Annotated in this window: 17 protein-coding genes; 12 read left to right on the plus strand and 5 right to left on the minus strand. The window is 69.0% G+C overall.

Translation table 11 applies throughout. The features are described 5' to 3' along the window. Positions 1 to 7 precede the first annotated feature (7 nt). Complete coding sequence (locus tag Q0V34_RS06200) at positions 8 to 1,675, minus strand: GMC family oxidoreductase (RefSeq protein ID WP_297509351.1); 1,668 nt, start codon at positions 1,673 to 1,675, stop codon at positions 8 to 10. Positions 1,676 to 1,833: 158 nt separating this feature from the next. On the opposite strand from Q0V34_RS06200, the gene Q0V34_RS06205 reads away from it, so the two are divergent. From Q0V34_RS06205 to Q0V34_RS06230, 6 genes are all read left to right on the plus strand, one after another. Then, positions 1,834 to 3,168, plus strand: coding sequence for a cytochrome P450 (locus Q0V34_RS06205; protein WP_297509353.1), 1,335 nt, complete (start codon positions 1,834 to 1,836; stop codon positions 3,166 to 3,168). Between the two features lie 188 nt (positions 3,169 to 3,356). Continuing rightward, positions 3,357 to 4,241 (plus strand): crotonase/enoyl-CoA hydratase family protein, encoded by an 885-nt coding sequence (locus Q0V34_RS06210; RefSeq protein WP_297509355.1) that lies wholly within the window; start codon positions 3,357 to 3,359, stop codon positions 4,239 to 4,241. 193 nt (positions 4,242 to 4,434) lie between these two features. Continuing rightward, positions 4,435 to 5,658, plus strand: coding sequence for a DUF2336 domain-containing protein (locus Q0V34_RS06215; RefSeq protein ID WP_297509357.1), 1,224 nt, complete (start codon positions 4,435 to 4,437; stop codon positions 5,656 to 5,658). Positions 5,659 to 5,883: 225 nt separating this feature from the next. Next, positions 5,884 to 6,303, plus strand: a complete 420-nt coding sequence (locus Q0V34_RS06220; protein WP_297509359.1) for a MucR family transcriptional regulator — start codon at positions 5,884 to 5,886, stop codon at positions 6,301 to 6,303. 197 nt (positions 6,304 to 6,500) lie between these two features. Next, a complete protein-coding gene (locus Q0V34_RS06225) occupies positions 6,501 to 6,995 on the plus strand; it encodes a PAS domain-containing protein (protein ID WP_297509568.1) in 495 nt (164 codons plus the stop codon). Between the two features lie 54 nt (positions 6,996 to 7,049). Next, complete coding sequence (locus tag Q0V34_RS06230; protein ID WP_297509362.1) at positions 7,050 to 7,955, plus strand: NAD-dependent epimerase/dehydratase family protein; 906 nt, start codon at positions 7,050 to 7,052, stop codon at positions 7,953 to 7,955. Here the strand turns inward: Q0V34_RS06230 and Q0V34_RS06235 are convergent. From Q0V34_RS06235 to Q0V34_RS06245, 3 genes are read right to left on the minus strand one after another with little or no spacing between them, the layout of a single operon-like run. Then, positions 7,952 to 8,863, minus strand: a complete 912-nt coding sequence (locus tag Q0V34_RS06235) for a ribokinase (protein WP_297509365.1) — start codon at positions 8,861 to 8,863, stop codon at positions 7,952 to 7,954. The two genes, Q0V34_RS06230 and Q0V34_RS06235, sit on opposite strands and share 4 nt — an antisense overlap. Positions 8,864 to 8,889: 26 nt before the next feature. Continuing rightward, on the minus strand, positions 8,890 to 9,690 hold the full coding sequence (gene fliP, locus Q0V34_RS06240) for a flagellar type III secretion system pore protein FliP (RefSeq protein ID WP_297509368.1): 801 nt from the start codon (positions 9,688 to 9,690) through the stop codon (positions 8,890 to 8,892). Further along, the gene (locus tag Q0V34_RS06245) at positions 9,690 to 9,998 is read right to left on the minus strand and encodes a flagellar biosynthetic protein FliO (RefSeq protein WP_297509371.1); all 309 of its coding nucleotides are present in this window, start codon (positions 9,996 to 9,998) and stop codon (positions 9,690 to 9,692) included. The genes fliP and Q0V34_RS06245 overlap by 1 nt, the downstream gene beginning before the upstream one ends. A 116-nt stretch (positions 9,999 to 10,114) precedes the next feature. Here Q0V34_RS06245 and flgB point away from each other — a divergent pair, with 116 nt between their 5' ends. The 4 genes from flgB to Q0V34_RS06265 all read left to right on the plus strand — a co-directional run bounded on the left by flgB (position 10,115) and on the right by Q0V34_RS06265 (position 11,744). Then, the gene (flgB, locus tag Q0V34_RS06250; protein ID WP_297509374.1) at positions 10,115 to 10,558 is read left to right on the plus strand and encodes a flagellar basal body rod protein FlgB; all 444 of its coding nucleotides are present in this window, start codon (positions 10,115 to 10,117) and stop codon (positions 10,556 to 10,558) included. 11 nt (positions 10,559 to 10,569) lie between these two features. Further along, a complete protein-coding gene (gene flgC / locus Q0V34_RS06255) occupies positions 10,570 to 10,989 on the plus strand; it encodes a flagellar basal body rod protein FlgC (RefSeq protein WP_297509377.1) in 420 nt (139 codons plus the stop codon). A gap of 11 nt (positions 10,990 to 11,000) precedes the next feature. Then, the gene (fliE, locus tag Q0V34_RS06260; protein WP_297509380.1) at positions 11,001 to 11,312 is read left to right on the plus strand and encodes a flagellar hook-basal body complex protein FliE; all 312 of its coding nucleotides are present in this window, start codon (positions 11,001 to 11,003) and stop codon (positions 11,310 to 11,312) included. Between the two features lie 69 nt (positions 11,313 to 11,381). Then, positions 11,382 to 11,744, plus strand: a complete 363-nt coding sequence (locus tag Q0V34_RS06265; protein WP_297509384.1) for a TonB family protein — start codon at positions 11,382 to 11,384, stop codon at positions 11,742 to 11,744. 79 nt (positions 11,745 to 11,823) lie between these two features. On the opposite strand, the gene Q0V34_RS06270 is transcribed toward Q0V34_RS06265, so the two are convergent. After that, positions 11,824 to 11,979, minus strand: a complete 156-nt coding sequence (locus tag Q0V34_RS06270) for a hypothetical protein (protein WP_297509386.1) — start codon at positions 11,977 to 11,979, stop codon at positions 11,824 to 11,826. 151 nt (positions 11,980 to 12,130) lie between these two features. Here Q0V34_RS06270 and Q0V34_RS06275 point away from each other — a divergent pair, with 151 nt between their 5' ends. Further along, positions 12,131 to 12,892: an ABC transporter ATP-binding protein gene (locus tag Q0V34_RS06275; protein ID WP_297509389.1), complete on the plus strand. Its 762-nt coding sequence runs from the start codon at positions 12,131 to 12,133 to the stop codon at positions 12,890 to 12,892. Beyond that, positions 12,885 to 14,435 carry a glycine betaine ABC transporter substrate-binding protein gene (locus tag Q0V34_RS06280; RefSeq protein WP_297509392.1) on the plus strand — a complete coding sequence of 517 codons (1,551 nt, stop codon included), beginning with the start codon at positions 12,885 to 12,887 and terminating at the stop codon, positions 14,433 to 14,435. Before Q0V34_RS06275 ends, Q0V34_RS06280 begins: the two co-directional genes overlap by 8 nt. Positions 14,436 to 14,555 lie beyond the last annotated feature (120 nt).

Genomic DNA, 14,555 nt, shown 5'->3' on the forward strand with positions numbered 1-14,555 from the left:
CCAAGCTTCAGGCCGCCACGGCCTGTTTGGCGTCGGCCAGGATCATCGCCGCGCCCTTCTCGCCGATCATGATCGAGGGGGCGTTGGTGTTGCCCGAGATCAGGCGCGGCATGATCGAGGCGTCCACCACGCGCAGGCCCTCGACGCCGCGCACGCGCAGCTGGGCGTCGACCACGGCCATCGGGCCGTTGCCCATCTGGCACGAGCCCACGGGGTGATAGAGCGTCGAGCCGGTCTGGCGGGCGAAGTCCAGCAGCTGCTCGTCGGTGGTCACGTCGGGACCGGGGTTCATCTCGTGGTCGACATACTGGGCGATGGCGGGCTGGGAGCCGATCTTGCGCGCCCACTTCAGGCCCGCGACCGTGACCTCCTGGTCCAGCGGATCGGCCAGGTAGTTGGCGAAGATGGCCGGATAGGCGGCCGGATCGGCCGACTTGATGCGGATGTGGCCGCGGCTTTCCGGCCGCAGCTGGCAGGGGGCGATGGTCATGCCCGGCGCGCCCTCCAGCTCCATCTTCTGCTCGGTGAACAGCTTCTCCAGGTCCATGGTGGCCGGCAGGATGTGGAACTGGATGTCCGGCCCCGCCAAATCCGGACGGGATTTGCAGAAGGCGGCCACGTGGGCGGCCGACAGGGTCAGAAGGCCCTTGCGGAACAGCAGGTACTTCATGGCCTCGGCGGCCAGACGCCCGCCCTTGCTCTGCTCGTTGACCGAGATCGTGCCAGACTTCAGGCGGTAGCGGACGGCGACGAGGTAGTGGTCCTGCAGGTTCTCGCCGACCCCCGGCAGGTCGGCGACGACCGGGATCCCGTGCTCGCGCAGCAGGGCGCCGGGACCGACGCCGGACAGCTGCAGCAGCTGCGGCGAGTTGATCGCGCCGCCGGCCAGGATGACCTCGCCGCGCGCCATGACCACGCGGCGCTGGCCGTTCTGGACGAACTCGACGCCGACGGCGCGCTTGCCCTCGAACAGGACGCGGCTGGCCAGGGCGTTGGTCTCGACCTTCAGATTGGGTCGGTTCATGGCCGGATGCAGATAGGCGACGGCGGACGAGCAGCGCGCGCCGTTCTTCTGGGTCACCTGGTACCAGGTCGCGCCCTCCTGGTCGGGGCCGTTGAGGTCGGCGTAGCGCGGAATGCCCGCCTGGTCGCAGGCCTCGATCAGGGCCTCGGAGATCGGGTGGACGTCGCGCATGTCGGCGACGTTCAGCGGCCCGCCGGTGGCGTGCAGGTCGCAGGCGCCGCGCTCCTGGTTCTGGGCCTTGCGGAAATAGGGCAGGACATCGTCCCAGGCCCAGCCCTCGCAGCCCAGCTGCCGCCAGCCGTCATAGTCGGCCGCCTGGCCGCGCACATAGAGCATGGCGTTGATCGAGGACGAGCCGCCCAGCACCTTGCCGCGCGGCCAGACGTGGACGCGGCCGCCGGTGCCGGGGTCGGGCTCGGTGGTGTAGAGCCAGTTGACCTTGGGATCCTTCAGGGTCGACGAGTAGCCGACCGGGATGTGGATCATCAGGTTCGAGCCGAACTGGGAAAGGTTCTTGGTCGGACGATCGTCGCCGCCGGCCTCCAGCAGGACCACCTTGAACCGGCCGCCCTCCGACAGCCGCGCCGCCAGCACGCAACCCGCCGATCCCGCGCCCACGACCACGTAGTCTGCCTCGATGATCCCCGCCATCGCTCTCTCCCTTTGGCCGTCCGCGTGTGCCCCGCGTGATCGGCGTTCAGTTGGCAGGATGCGCGCAGGTTTCGCGGTTGCGCAAGTTGCCGTCGCGGCGCCGTTGGCGCTTTGGGTTTCCCGGGTATCGTCGCGGCCAACAACCAGGGAGGCGTGAGATGGACCTGATCAGCCAGACGGTGGTGGACGGCGTGGCCGGGCCGGGCGCGCCGCCGACCTATCCGACCCTCGCCGACGTCGATCTCGCCGACATCTTCCGCTTTACCGGCGGCCAGCCCTGGGCCGACTTCGCCCGCATGCGCGAGCAGGCGCCGGTGATGTGGCATCCGGAGCCCTTTGGCGGACCGGGTTTCTGGGCGCTAACCCGCTACGAGGACGTCCACCGGGTCAATGGCGATCCGGAGACCTTCTCGTCGCAACGCGGCGGCATCCTGATGTCGATGGGCGCGCCCGAGAAGCGGCACGCGCTGCTGTTCCGCGCCTCGATGGACACGATGATCAATCTCGACGCGCCGCATCACCTGCAGCTGCGCCGCGAGCACATGCCCTATTTCACCCCGGCCTATCTGCGCGGCCTGACCGAGCGGGTGAAGGGTGAGGTGACCCGGCTGCTCGACGGCATGGAGCCGCTGTTGAAGGACGGCGCCGAGATCGACATAGTCGAGCACTTCAGCTCGGTCCTGCCGCTGTTCACCCTCTGCGAAATCCTGGGCGTGCCGCCCGAGGATCGGCCCAAGTTCCTGACCTGGATGCACTATCTGGAGCGCGCCCAGGACCTGGCGGTGAAGCAGGCCAACGCGCCGATGCAGCCGACGCTGGAGCTCATGCAGTTCGTCATGGACTTCAACAACAACGTCGAGGAGATGTTCGACTACGGTCGCGCGATGCTGAAGAAGCGTCGCGAGGACCCGAAGGAGGACCTGATGACCGCCATCGCGCGCGCCCAGGTCGACGGGGCCCTGCTGGCCGACGAATATCTGGACGGCTCCTGGCTGCTGATCGTGTTCGCGGGGAACGACACGACGCGCAACACCCTTTCGGGGTCGATGAAGCTGCTGACCGAGTTCCCGGAGCAGAAGGCCCGGCTGATCGCCGATCCGTCGCTGCTGCCCGGCGCGGTGGACGAGTTCATCCGCATGGTCAGCCCGGTGATCTACATGCGCCGCACCGCCGCCCGCGACGCCGAGGTCAACGGCCAGCTGATCCGCGAGGGCGAGAAGGTGATCATGTATTACGGCGCGGCCAACCGCGATCCGGCGATGTTCGAGAACCCTGACCAGCTGGACGTCACCCGCGCCAATGCCGGCAAGCACATCGCCTTCGGCTATGGCCCCCACACCTGCATCGGCAAGCGTGTCGCCCAGATCCAGCTGGAGGAGGCCTATCGCCAGATCCTGGCGCGCTTCCCGGACCTGACCTGGACCGGGAACATCGAGATCGCGCCGAACAACTTCGTGCACGCGATCAGCAAGCTTGGGGTGCGGCGGGGGTAGGTTTTCCTTCTCCCCTTGCGGGAGAAGGTGGCCGCGAAGCGGTCGGATGAGGGGTTGAAAACCCTATCCGGATAGCGACGCGCGACCCCTCATCCGTCGCCTTGCGGCGACACCTTCTCCCGCAAGGGGAGAAGGGATTGCTCCGATTTCATACACATGTTTGGATCGCTCCAGCCAAGGAGATCACCATGTCGCAGCCGACCTTCGAGACCCTGCTCTACGCCGTCGAGGACGGGGTCGCGACGATCACCCTGAACCGTCCCGACCGGATGAACGCCTTCACCGCCCGGATGATGAAGGACCTGATCGAGGTGTTCGACGTCACCGACGCCGACGACGCCGTCAAGGCGGTGATCGTGACCGGCGCCGGGCGGGCCTTCTGCGCCGGGGCGGATCTGGGCGCGGGCGGCGCCACCTTCGACCGCACCTCGCCCCAGGCCCTGGAGCGCGAGGAAGGCAAGGTCGGCGACATCTATCGCGACGGCGGCGGCCGCGTGACCCTGCGGATGTACGACAGCCTGAAGCCGATCATCGGCGCGATCAACGGCGCGGCCGTGGGCGTGGGCGTGACGATGCAGCTGCCGATGGACATCCGCCTGGCCTCGACCGAGGCCAAGTTCGGCTTCGTCTTCGCGCGCCGGGGCATCAATCCGGAAGCCGCCTCGAGCTGGTTCCTGCCGCGTCTCGTCGGCCTGCAGACGGCGCTGGAGTGGTGCTACACCGGCCGGGTCTTCCCGGCGTCGGAGGCGCTGGAGAAGGGGCTGGTCCGCTCGCTGCACGCGCCCGACGACCTGCTGCCCGCCGCTCGGGCCCTGGCCCGCGAGATCGCCGACAACACCGCGCCGGTCTCGGTGGCCCTGACGCGCCAGCTCCTGTGGCGCATGGCCGGGGCGAGCCACCCGATGGAGGCCCACAAGGCCGACAGCCGCGCCATTCAGTCGCGCGGCGCCTCCGGCGACGCCAAGGAGGGCGTGACCTCGTTCCTGGAAAAGCGCGCGCCGGTCTATCCGAACAAGGTCTCGACCGACCTGCCGGACATCTGGCCGGAGTGGGAAGAGCCCGCCTTCCGCTAGACGCTCAAGATCTCTCCTCCCCTTTTGGGGGAGGGGACCGCCGAAGGCGGTGGAGGGGGACAGCGCCGCGCCATCGCGTGATGACCAGCCCCCTCCGTCCCACCGCGTCCGCGGCGATCCGCCTCCCCGGAAGGGGGAGGAGAACGCCCGTCCGCTCACCCCCCGTTAATCACGATCTGGTCTGCTCCGCGGGATGAGCGAAGCCGCGCCGATGTCGTCGTTTGGAGAGCCGCCGGCCGCGAAGGCCGCGCCGCGCTCGCGCACGACCCTGCTCAAGCGGCTCGCCGACGTCGTCTGCCTGCCGACCAGCCGGATCAACGCCTTCGAGCGCGCGATGACCGCCGACCTGCTGGTCGAGATGCTGCGCGACGCCAATATCGACGAGCGCGAGAAGGTGGCGCGCCGCCTGGCCATGCTGAACGAAATGCCGGGCGTTCTGGTGCGCCTGCTGCTGCGCGACGAGCTGCCGGTGGCGCGGGCGCTGCTGGTCGACGCCGAGAAGCTGTCCGACGCCGACCTGATCAGCTGCCTCTACCAGACCTCGACGGATCACCGCCGGCTGATCGCCCAGCGGCGCGGGGTCAGCGAGGTGGTGGCCGACGCCCTGATCGACATGGGCGAGCCGGCGGTCATCGAGACCCTGCTGCGCAACGATCTGGTCAAGATCAGCCATCAGGGGGTGGAGAACATCGTCGCGGCCACGCGCGACGCGCCCTATCTGATCCCGCTGCTGCTGCGTCGGGCCGAGCTGCGGCCCAGCCATGCCTATGTGATGTTCTGGTGGGCCGACGCCGAGGCGCGACGGACGATCCTGCAGCGCTTCGCGGTGTCGCGCGAGATCCTGCAGGAGGCGGTCGGCGACGTCTTCGCCCTGGCCTCGGCCGAGGGCTGGCAGGACCCGCTGTCGCGCAAGGCCCTGCAGTTCATCGAGCGTCGCCAGCGCAACCGCGCCGCCATCGCCAAGAGCCCCTTCGCCAGCCTGGACGAGGCGGTGACGGCCGCGGAGGCCGGCATCACCCGCGAGATCGCCGAGGAAATCTCCTACCTGTCGGGCCTCAAGCCGATGACCGGCGCCAAGATCTTCACCGATCCGGGCGGCGAGCCGCTGGCCATTCTCTGCAAGGCCACGGGCCTGCCGCGCGTCTGCGTCCGCCAGCTGTGGCGCGGTCTGCGCCGCCAGGACGTCGACCGCAGCGGCCAGACCGATCATGCGCTGGAGCGCGTGCTGACGGTCTACGACATGATCGCCGTCGATCGCGCCCAGACGGTATTGCGCTACTGGAACTGGTCGCTGACCTCGGCCCTGACCCCCGCGTTGCTGAAGGCCATACGAGAAGGCGACGAAGCCGCGGTCGACGAATACTCGGCTCCACAGCGCGCGGCCATGCTGGCGCTGTCGCGCGACTTCGGCCGATGACTACGGATATTTCCGGGTTCCGAGACCGGGCCATTCGGCCAGGTTCATGAACTTGCCGGCCACAACTCAATTTGAGGCGCGTCATGACGGCGCCGCGAACACTAGGTTTCTACGGTCGATCTCTTTGAGGCGGCGTATTGCTCGTCGCCGACAATGTTTGTATGCAGCCGTACACTGATCTGTGAATCGGTTGCATCAACAATAGTTTGTCGACGGGCGAGACGTATGGAAGATCAATCCGACCTGATCGAGATGACGGCGGGAATCGTATCCGCCTATGTCGGCAACAACATGGTCGCGACCGCCGACCTGCCGGCCCTGATCAAGCAAGTGCACGCCGCCCTGACCACCGTCGGGGCGCCCGCCGCCGAGCCGGCCCAGGCGCCCAAGGAGCCGGCCGTGCCGATCAAGAAGTCGGTCACGCCCGATTTCCTGATCTGCCTGGAGGACGGCCGCAAGTTCAAGTCGCTGAAGCGTCACCTGCGCACCAAGTACGACATGACCCCCGAGGAGTATCGCGCCAAGTGGGGTCTGCCCAAGGATTACCCGATGGTGGCGCCGAACTACGCCGAGGCGCGGTCGAGCCTGGCCAAGCAGATGGGCCTGGGCCAGGGCGGTCGCAAACCGCCGCGCAAGGCGAAATAGCCGAGTCGGAACAAAAGCTTGGCCTCGCGGCCGGCGAATTTTTCCAGGCGCCCGTCGTCCGAACCCGGACGACGGGCGTTGTCTTTGGCGATTGACTCCAAATGTGAATCTTGTCGCGCGACATGTTTTTCACTTGCCGCCGATTCGTTCCTTAAGCGATAGTGAATCGAAGTGATTCCAAAGGCTTGTTAAGGACTCTGAAGATGTCCGCGCAATTGAGCGCATCCGCCACGGCGGCCCGCGCTCACCAGGAGATGTTCGCCTACTGGGCGTCCCTCCGACGGGGGGCGAGCCTCCCGGCGCGCGTCGACGTGCAGCCTTCGAGCATGAAGCGGCTGCTGCCCACGGTCAGCCTGATCGACGTCATGCGCGAGCCGCGGGACTACCGCCTGCGCCTAGCGGGCACCGGCCTCTACGGCGTCTACGGGCGCGAGATCACCGGCCGGACCTTGAACGAGGTCTATAACACCGCCGCCGCCGAATACTGGCGCAAGGAGCTGGACAAGGTAGTCGACGAGCGCCGTCCCGGCGTCGGCGTCCACAGCCTGGCCTGGCGTGGCGCGCCGCACATGTCGATCCTGTGGCTGCGTCTGCCGCTGGCCAGCAACGGCAAGGACGTCGACATGATCCTGGGCTACGACGCCGTGGTCGGCGCGGCGGCCGAGGGCGTCTCGGGCATCCGGGCGGCCTGAGGGGCTCGTTCTAGAAAAGTTGACGGCTAGGCGCGAGCGATCGACGTTCGCGGAATGACCGTGCTCATTCTCGGCGCGACAGGGTTCATCGGCCGTCATATCGTCCGCGCGCTTGAGGCCGCGGGCCATGAAGTCGTCGCCGCCAGCCGGCGCGTGGGCTTGGACCGGCGCGACATCGGGACCATCAGAGCCTGTATCCGCGAAAAGCGAGTGACCGCGGTCATCGATCTTTTAGCCTACACCGAGGCGGACACGCTCCCGCTGCTGGAAAGCCCGTGCGACGATGTGGAGCGCTGGGTCATGGCCAGTTCCTGCGATGTCTATCGCAATTACGAGGGCCTGCACCGGAAGTCCTCGCCCGAGCCGATCACGCTCCTGGGCGAAGACGCGCCGCTGCGCGCTACGCGCTACCCCTACCGCACCGATCCGCCCCGGCCGCCGGCGCACGCTGACGCCTGGATGGACGCCTACGACAAGATCCCGCTCGAGACCGCGCTGCGGAAACGGCCAGGGCATGTGATCCTTCGCCTGCCCATGATCTTTGGTCCAGGGGACCGGCAGAGACGTTTCCGTTGGCTGCTGGGTCCGATGCTGGCTTCTCACGAGCGCCTCACCGTCGACCCGACCTGGGCGGCTTGGCGCGCCAGTTACGGCTATGTCGAGGACGTCGCCGACGCCATCGCAACGGCAACCACGCATCCGGGCTGCGGCGGGCGGACGTTCAATATCGGCGGCATGGAAACGCCGGATCATCGCGGCTGGATCGATCGGTTCGCGGAGCGGCTCGACTGGCGAGGAGCGGTGGTTGAAACGCCGTCGCGCGGGCCGCTGGCCGCGCTCGATTTGTCTTATCCGCTCGTGCTCGATACGCGTGCTTTTCGCGAATGCTGCGCTTGGAAGGAGCCAACGCCGCTGGCGACCGCCCTGGAGCGGACCATCGCCGACGAGCGGGACCGTTAGCCTTCCAGAAACACCTCGACCTCGCGCCGGCTGGGCATCGACGGCGCGGCGCCGGCCTTCTGCACCGACAGGGCGGCGGCGGCGTTGGCCAGCTCGACCGCCTCGCGCAGGTCCATGCCCGAGGCCAGGGCGGCGGCCAGGGCGCCGCAGAAGCAGTCGCCGGCCCCGACCGTGTCGATCGCCTTGACCTTGCGGCCCTCGATCAGGAACGCCTCGTCGCGGCGCACGGCGGCGACGCCGGCCGCGCCCAGGGTGACGATGATGATCTGGTCCGGGCGGCTCATCAGCTTGCGCGCGGCGACCGAGACCTCCTCCAGGCGCACCGGCTCGCGGTCGAGCTTGGCGTAGCTGGCCAGCTCGGTCTGGTTGACGATCAGAATGTCCGTCAGCGGAAACAGGGCCGCGCCCTGCGGCAGGGCGGGGGCGGCGTTCAGGATCCGCAGCGCGCCCTTGGCCGCGCCCAGGCGGAACAGGGCCTCGATCGCGGTCGGCGGGGTCTCCAGCTGGCATAGCAGCACGCGCTGGCCCTCGATCGGCGTGGCCGTGACCTGCTGCGGCGTCACCAGGGCGTTGGCGCCGGCGGTGACGACGATCATGTTCTCGGCGTTGTCGGCCACCCAGACGTGGGCCTGGCCGGTCGGGACGCCCTCCAGCTCGGCGACGTCGGCGACCTGAACGCCGTAGCCGGCCAGCTTGGCCTTCAGGCCCGGCCCGTTGTCGTCGGCCCCGACCGCGCCCATCAGGCGGGTGGCCACGCCCATTCGCGCCGCGGCGACGGCCTGGTTGGCGCCCTTGCCGCCTAGGAACAGGGACAGCGAGGTTCCCGCGACGGTCTCGCCGGGCCGGGGCAGGTCGTCGACCCGCGCCACCGCGTCGAGATTGATCGAGCCGAGAACGAAAACGGTCATGGATGAGGTCTTCTAAAGAACCGAAACTAGGTCGGCGGCCCGTGCTGGAAGCTTTCGACAAGACTGCCGCACACGAGTCGCCACCCGTCCACTAGCACAAAGAAGATAAGCTTGAACGGCAGGCTGATCGTGGCGGGCGGCAGCATCATCATGCCCATGCTCATCAGCACGCTGGCCACGACCAGGTCGATGACCAGGAACGGGATGAACAGCAGGAAGCCGATCTGGAAGGCCCGCTTCAGCTCCGAGATCATGAATGCGGGGGTGACGACCTTCAGCGGGGTGTCCTGCGCCGTCTTCGGCTGCGGGATCTTGGAGAGGCGAACGAACAGGGCGAGATCGTCGCGATTGACCTGGCCCAGCATGAACTGCTTGACCGGCCCGCCGGCGGCCTCGAAGGCGTCGGTCAGCTCCATCTGGTGGTCCAGCAGCGGCTTGACCCCGGCCTCGTACGAGCGCTCGAAGGTCGGGCCCATGACGATGGCGGTCAGGAACAGGGCCAGGCTGATGATCACCGGGTTGGGCGGGCTGGACTGCACGCCGATGGCGGTGCGCAGCAGGCCCAGCACCACCACGATCCGCACGAACGAGGTGGTCATGATCACGATCGACGGGGCCAGGGACAGCACCGTCATCAGCCCGACCAGTTGCACGACGCGATCGGTCAGGCCCGCGCCGTTGCCGAGATTGATGTTCACCGCCGACTGCGCCATGGCCGCGGCCGGCATGACCGCGCAGGCGATCGCCGCCAGCAGCGAGATGACCGCGGCGCGGCGCAGATCCTCGGGCTTGGCCCCGGTGAGGGACTTGATCAGGTCGCGGATCATCAGGCCACGGGCTCCGGTGCGGCGGCGGGCGAGAGGGCGGGAGAAGGGGCGGGCGGAATCCAGTCCAGCAGCTTGCCGTCGCCCAGCAGGACCAGGCGCTCCTCGCCGTCCAGGCTGACCACGACCAGGCGCCGGGTCGGGTCGAGGGCCAGGCTCTCGACGACCTTCAGGCGGCGGTCCTGGCGGGCGGCGATGGCGCGGCCGATGGCGTCGGGGCCGTACTTGCGCAGGGCCCAGGCCGCCAGGCCGATCAGGCCCAGCGTGAACGCCAGCGCCGCCAGGGCGCGGATGAATTCGATGACGTCCATGGGCTCGGGGCCGCTCTGCAGGCGAGACAACTTGGCGCGGGCGCGGGCCCTCGCCGCCCTGGTGTGCCCCAGGGGTTCTTAATGCCGAATTAACCCTGTTTCTTCACCATGTTCGCATGGGTCCGGACGACATCCCCCTTTTCGGCATGCTCAAGAGCCGGCTCGGCTATCTGACCGAGCGGCAGAGGGTCGTGGCCCAGAACGTGGCCAACGCCGACACCCCGGGCTATCGGCCCAGCGACCTGAAGCCGTTCAGCTTTCAGGCTTCGCTGATGAGCCAGGGCTCGGGCGAGGCCTATCGCGGCGGCCCCGTCGCGCCGACCTCGGGCGTGGCGATGATCGCCACCTCGAACTCGCACATGGGCCCCAGCCACGCCGCGACCGCGTGGCGGGCGACGACCGGCGCCGATTCGGAGACCACCCTCGACGGCAACGCCGTGTCGCTCGAGGACCAGATGCTCAAGATGACCGACGCGCGGATGAACTATGACGCGGCGATCACCTTCTACCAGAAATCGCTGACCATGCTGCGCATGGCCGCCCGCAAGCCGAACGGTTGAGGCGCTAGACGATGCCCGAGATCAAGTCCAATTCGCTGGCCGCCATGGCCGTGGCCTCCTCGGCCCTCCGCGCCCAGCAGGGCCGCATGCGGGTCATCGCCGAGAACATCGCCAACGCCAACTCGACCGCGCGCACGGCCGGCGGCGATCCCTACCGCCGTCAGGTGCCGGTGTTCCAGCCGACCAAGGTCCAGGGCGCCGAGGGGGTGCAGATGCTGCGCGTCGACCCCGACAAGAGCGACTTCAAGACCGAGTACGACCCCGGCAACCCGGCCGCCGACGCCAAGGGCTACGTCAAGCTGCCGAACGTCAACGCGATGGTCGAGGCGCTGGACATGAAGGAGGCGCAGCGCGCCTACGAGGCCAATCTGAACGTGATCGAGACGGCTCGCGCCATGGAGTCGCGCACTCTCGACATCCTGAAGAAGTAGGGGGCTAGGTCATGATCACCGCGCTCGCCGCCGCCAAGGCCTACGCCAATTCCGGCGCCATGGGCGTCGGCTCGATCGGCTCGCTGGGCGGGTCGGAGAAGAAGGGCCTGGATTTCGGCGACCTCTTGAAGGCCAGCATGGAGGGGGCGACCAAGGCCTCCAAGATCGCCGAGCACAAGATCGCCGACCAGGTGGCGGGCAAGGCCGAACTGGTTGACGTCGTCACCGCCATCAGCTCGGCGGAAGCCAGCCTCGAGACCGTGATGTCGGTGCGCGATCAGGTGATCTCGGCGTACCAGGAAATCATGCGGATGCCGATCTAACTTCCCCTTTGAGTTGCAATGGCCGCGCGGCCTCTCTAGGGTCGCGACCGTTGAGACAAGGGGGAATTCATGCTGGCTTTGTTGCTTTCCGCGGCCGTGAGCGCGGCGCCGCCCGCGCCAGGCCAAAAGATCGAAGCGGTCAGGATCGAAAAAGCCATGTGGAGCGCTTTGCCCCGTCCTCGGGACTTCATGGCCGTTTATCCGGCCGAGGCGCGCAAAGGAAAACTGGCGGGCGAGGTCGAGCTGCGCTGCGGGGTCAAAGCCGACGGCGGCTTGTCGGGTTGCCGCCTGTCCAAGGAGCAGCCCGCCGGCCAGGGCTTTGGCGAGGCGGGCCTCAAGCTCGCCGATAAGTTTCGGCTACGGACCAAGCTTCCCGATGGTCGCCCGGTCGCGGGCGGCAACGTCGTTATCCCTTTGAAGTTTCACCCCTGAAAAAGAAGACCGCGTCCGTCGCCGGACGCGGCCCAGTTCGCTTCGGGGGAGATGAGTACGCTACGCCTACTGAACAAACTCAGGGGTGAAGGAGCGTCTTGGCCGCGGCCAGCAGGCCGCCCCAGACGATCGCGTTCAGGACCGTCGCCATCAGCACCGCCACGCCGAGCGGCCACTGGCGCGGGGCGCGGGCGGGGCGGGGATCGAACGGACGGGCGCGAGAAACGGCGGTCATGGGCGGCTCCTTAACCATGAGCCCATGGTCGAGATTGACTCGGCCTGTGCGAACCGGACGACCTGTCGCGCGCCGCCTTGTCGCACCTGGGGTTTGATTCAACGCTTGGAACGGGCGAAACCTTGATTCCGATCTCGCCCCCGGAGCCCGCATGAGCGCCATCGTCCTCGACAGGGTGAGCAAGTCCTATGGCGACCAGACCGTGCTGGCCGAGACCTCTCTGTCGATCGAGCGGGGCCGGTTCGTCGCCCTGGTCGGCGGCTCGGGCGCGGGCAAGACCACCCTGCTGAAGCTGATGAACGGCCTGCAGTCGCCTTCGACGGGGCGGGTGCTGATCGACGGCGGCGACATCGCCGCGCGGCCCGGTCCCGAGCTGCGGCGCGGCGTCGGCTACGTCTTCCAGGAGATCGGCCTCTTCCCGCACATGTCCGTCGCCCAGAATATCGGGATCACCCCGACCCTGCTGGGCTGGTCCGCCGGCGAGATCGCCGCGCGCGTCGACGCGCTGCTCGACCTGGTGGCCCTGCCGCGCGCGGTGGCCGACCGGGCGCCGTCCGCACTGTCCGGCGGCCAGCGGCAGCGGGTGGGCGTCGCCAGAGCCCTGGCGGCGCGGCCGTCGATCCTGCTGATGGACGAGCCATTCGGCGCGCTCGATCCGGTGACGCGGGTCGCCCTGGCCGACGACGTCCGGGCGCTGCACGAGCGGCTTTCCCTGACCACGGTGATGGTCACCCACGACGTCGGCGAGGCCCTGCTGCTGGCCGACCAGGTGGTGGTGATGGCCGGCGGCCGGGTGCTGGCGCAGGCCTCGCCGCGCGAGCTGCTCACCGGCCACCCCGACCCGGTCGTCGCCGACCTGATCGCCGCGCCCCGGCGGCAGGCCGAACGCCTGGCGGAGCTGGCCCGTGGCTGATCGTCTGCACGCCGCCCTTGCCGTCCTGCCCGAGCGCCTCGGCTGGCACGTGGCCCTATCGGCCTGCGCCCTGGCGCTGGGCCTCGCCATCGCCCTGCCGCTGGGAATCGCCGCCGCCCGCCAGCCGCGCCTGAAGTGGATCGCCCTGGCCGCCGCCGGCCTGGTCCAGACCATCCCCAGCCTGGCGCTGCTGGCCCTGTTCTATCCGTTGCTGCTGCTGCTGTCGGGCCTGGCGACCAGGGTGCTGGGCCACGGCTTCCCGGCCCTGGGCTTCCTGCCGTCGCTGCTGGCCCTGACCCTCTATTCGATGCTGCCGATCCTGCGGAACGCGGCGGCGGGGATCTCGGGGATCGACCCGGCCATCGTGGAGGCCGCGCGCGGCGTCGGCATGACCGACCGCCAGCGCCTGTGGCGCGTGGAGCTGCCATTGGCCGCGCCGGTGATCATGGCCGGGGCGCGCACCGCCGCCGTCTGGACCATCGGCGCGGCGACGCTGTCGACGCCGGTCGGCCAGACCTCGCTGGGCGACTACATCTTCTCGGGCCTGCAGACCGAGGACTGGGTGGCGGTGCTGGTCGGCTGCGCCGCCTCGGCGGGGCTGGCCCTGATCGTCGACGGCCTCCTAGGCCTGATCGAGGGGGGCGTGGCGCGGCGCGACAGGCGGCGGCTGTGGGCCGGGGGCCTGGGCCTCGCGCTCGGTCTCGTCGCGGCCCTGACGCCGCTGGCGGTCGCGGCGCTGTCGCAGGGCCGGCCGGCCTATGTGGTCGGGGCCAAGAACTTCTCCGAACAATACATCCTGGCCGAGCTGATGGCCGACCGGCTGGAGGCCGAGGGCGCGAGCGTCCAGCGGCGCGTGAACCTGGGCTCGGCGGTCGCCTATCGCGCCTTGGCGGCCGGCGAGCTCGACGCCTATGTCGACTATTCCGGCACCCTGTGGGCCAATGTCCTGCATCGCCAGGACAATCCCGGCCGGCAGGCGGTGCTGGACGGCCTGCGGATCGAGCTGAAGGCCCGTGACGGCGTCGTGCTGCTGGGCGCGCTGGGCTTCGAGAACGCCTACGCCCTGGCCATGCGCCGCGACCGCGCCGAGCAGCTGGGGGTCAGGACCCTGGCGGATCTCGCCGAGAAGGCGCCGAGCCTGACCATGGGCGGCGACCTGGAGTTCTTCTCGCGGCCCGAGTGGGCGGCGGTCGAGAGGGCCTACGGCCTGCGTTTCAAGGCCAAGCGCCAGTTCCAGCCGACCTTCATGTACCGGGCCCTGGCCAGCCGCGAGGCCGACGTGATCTCGGCCTTCTCGTCGGACGGCCGGATCGCCGCCGACGATCTGGTGCTGCTCGCCGATCCCAAGGGCGCGCTGCCGCCCTACGACGCGGTGATCCTGGTCTCGCCCAAGCGGGCCGGCGATCGGCGGCTGCGCGCGGCGCTGGGGCCGCTGGCCGGTCGCATCGACGTCAAGGCGATGCAGGCGGCCAACTACGCGGTCGATCGCGACACCGGCAAGCGGAGCGCGGCGGAGGCGGCGCGGTCGCTGGGACGGCGGTAGAAGATGCTCCCCCGCTGGGGGAGCTGTCACGAAGTGACCGAGGGGGACTTCGCGGCGTAAGTCGAGCTAGCCCCCTCCGGCCCGGAGCCCGCCCTCGGGCGCGCGGTTCGCGCGACCCGT

The organism is uncultured Caulobacter sp. (assembly GCF_947036865.1).
GTDB lineage: Bacteria > Pseudomonadota > Alphaproteobacteria > Caulobacterales > Caulobacteraceae > Caulobacter.

Coding starts and splice junctions, on each gene's coding strand:
- fliE (WP_297509380.1), top strand. CDS start 11,001: ATGATCACCGCGCTCGCCGCCGCCAAGGCCTACGCCAATTCCGGCGCC.
- Q0V34_RS06200 (WP_297509351.1), bottom strand. CDS start 1,675: ATGGCGGGGATCATCGAGGCAGACTACGTGGTCGTGGGCGCGGGATCG.
- Q0V34_RS06230 (WP_297509362.1), top strand. CDS start 7,050: ATGACCGTGCTCATTCTCGGCGCGACAGGGTTCATCGGCCGTCATATC.
- fliP (WP_297509368.1), bottom strand. CDS start 9,690: ATGATCCGCGACCTGATCAAGTCCCTCACCGGGGCCAAGCCCGAGGAT.
- Q0V34_RS06265 (WP_297509384.1), top strand. CDS start 11,382: ATGCTGGCTTTGTTGCTTTCCGCGGCCGTGAGCGCGGCGCCGCCCGCG.
- Q0V34_RS06245 (WP_297509371.1), bottom strand. CDS start 9,998: ATGGACGTCATCGAATTCATCCGCGCCCTGGCGGCGCTGGCGTTCACG.
- Q0V34_RS06275 (WP_297509389.1), top strand. CDS start 12,131: ATGAGCGCCATCGTCCTCGACAGGGTGAGCAAGTCCTATGGCGACCAG.
- flgB (WP_297509374.1), top strand. CDS start 10,115: ATGGGTCCGGACGACATCCCCCTTTTCGGCATGCTCAAGAGCCGGCTC.
- Q0V34_RS06235 (WP_297509365.1), bottom strand. CDS start 8,863: ATGACCGTTTTCGTTCTCGGCTCGATCAATCTCGACGCGGTGGCGCGG.
- Q0V34_RS06215 (WP_297509357.1), top strand. CDS start 4,435: ATGAGCGAAGCCGCGCCGATGTCGTCGTTTGGAGAGCCGCCGGCCGCG.
- Q0V34_RS06220 (WP_297509359.1), top strand. CDS start 5,884: ATGGAAGATCAATCCGACCTGATCGAGATGACGGCGGGAATCGTATCC.
- Q0V34_RS06210 (WP_297509355.1), top strand. CDS start 3,357: ATGTCGCAGCCGACCTTCGAGACCCTGCTCTACGCCGTCGAGGACGGG.
- Q0V34_RS06205 (WP_297509353.1), top strand. CDS start 1,834: ATGGACCTGATCAGCCAGACGGTGGTGGACGGCGTGGCCGGGCCGGGC.
- flgC (WP_297509377.1), top strand. CDS start 10,570: ATGCCCGAGATCAAGTCCAATTCGCTGGCCGCCATGGCCGTGGCCTCC.
- Q0V34_RS06270 (WP_297509386.1), bottom strand. CDS start 11,979: ATGACCGCCGTTTCTCGCGCCCGTCCGTTCGATCCCCGCCCCGCCCGC.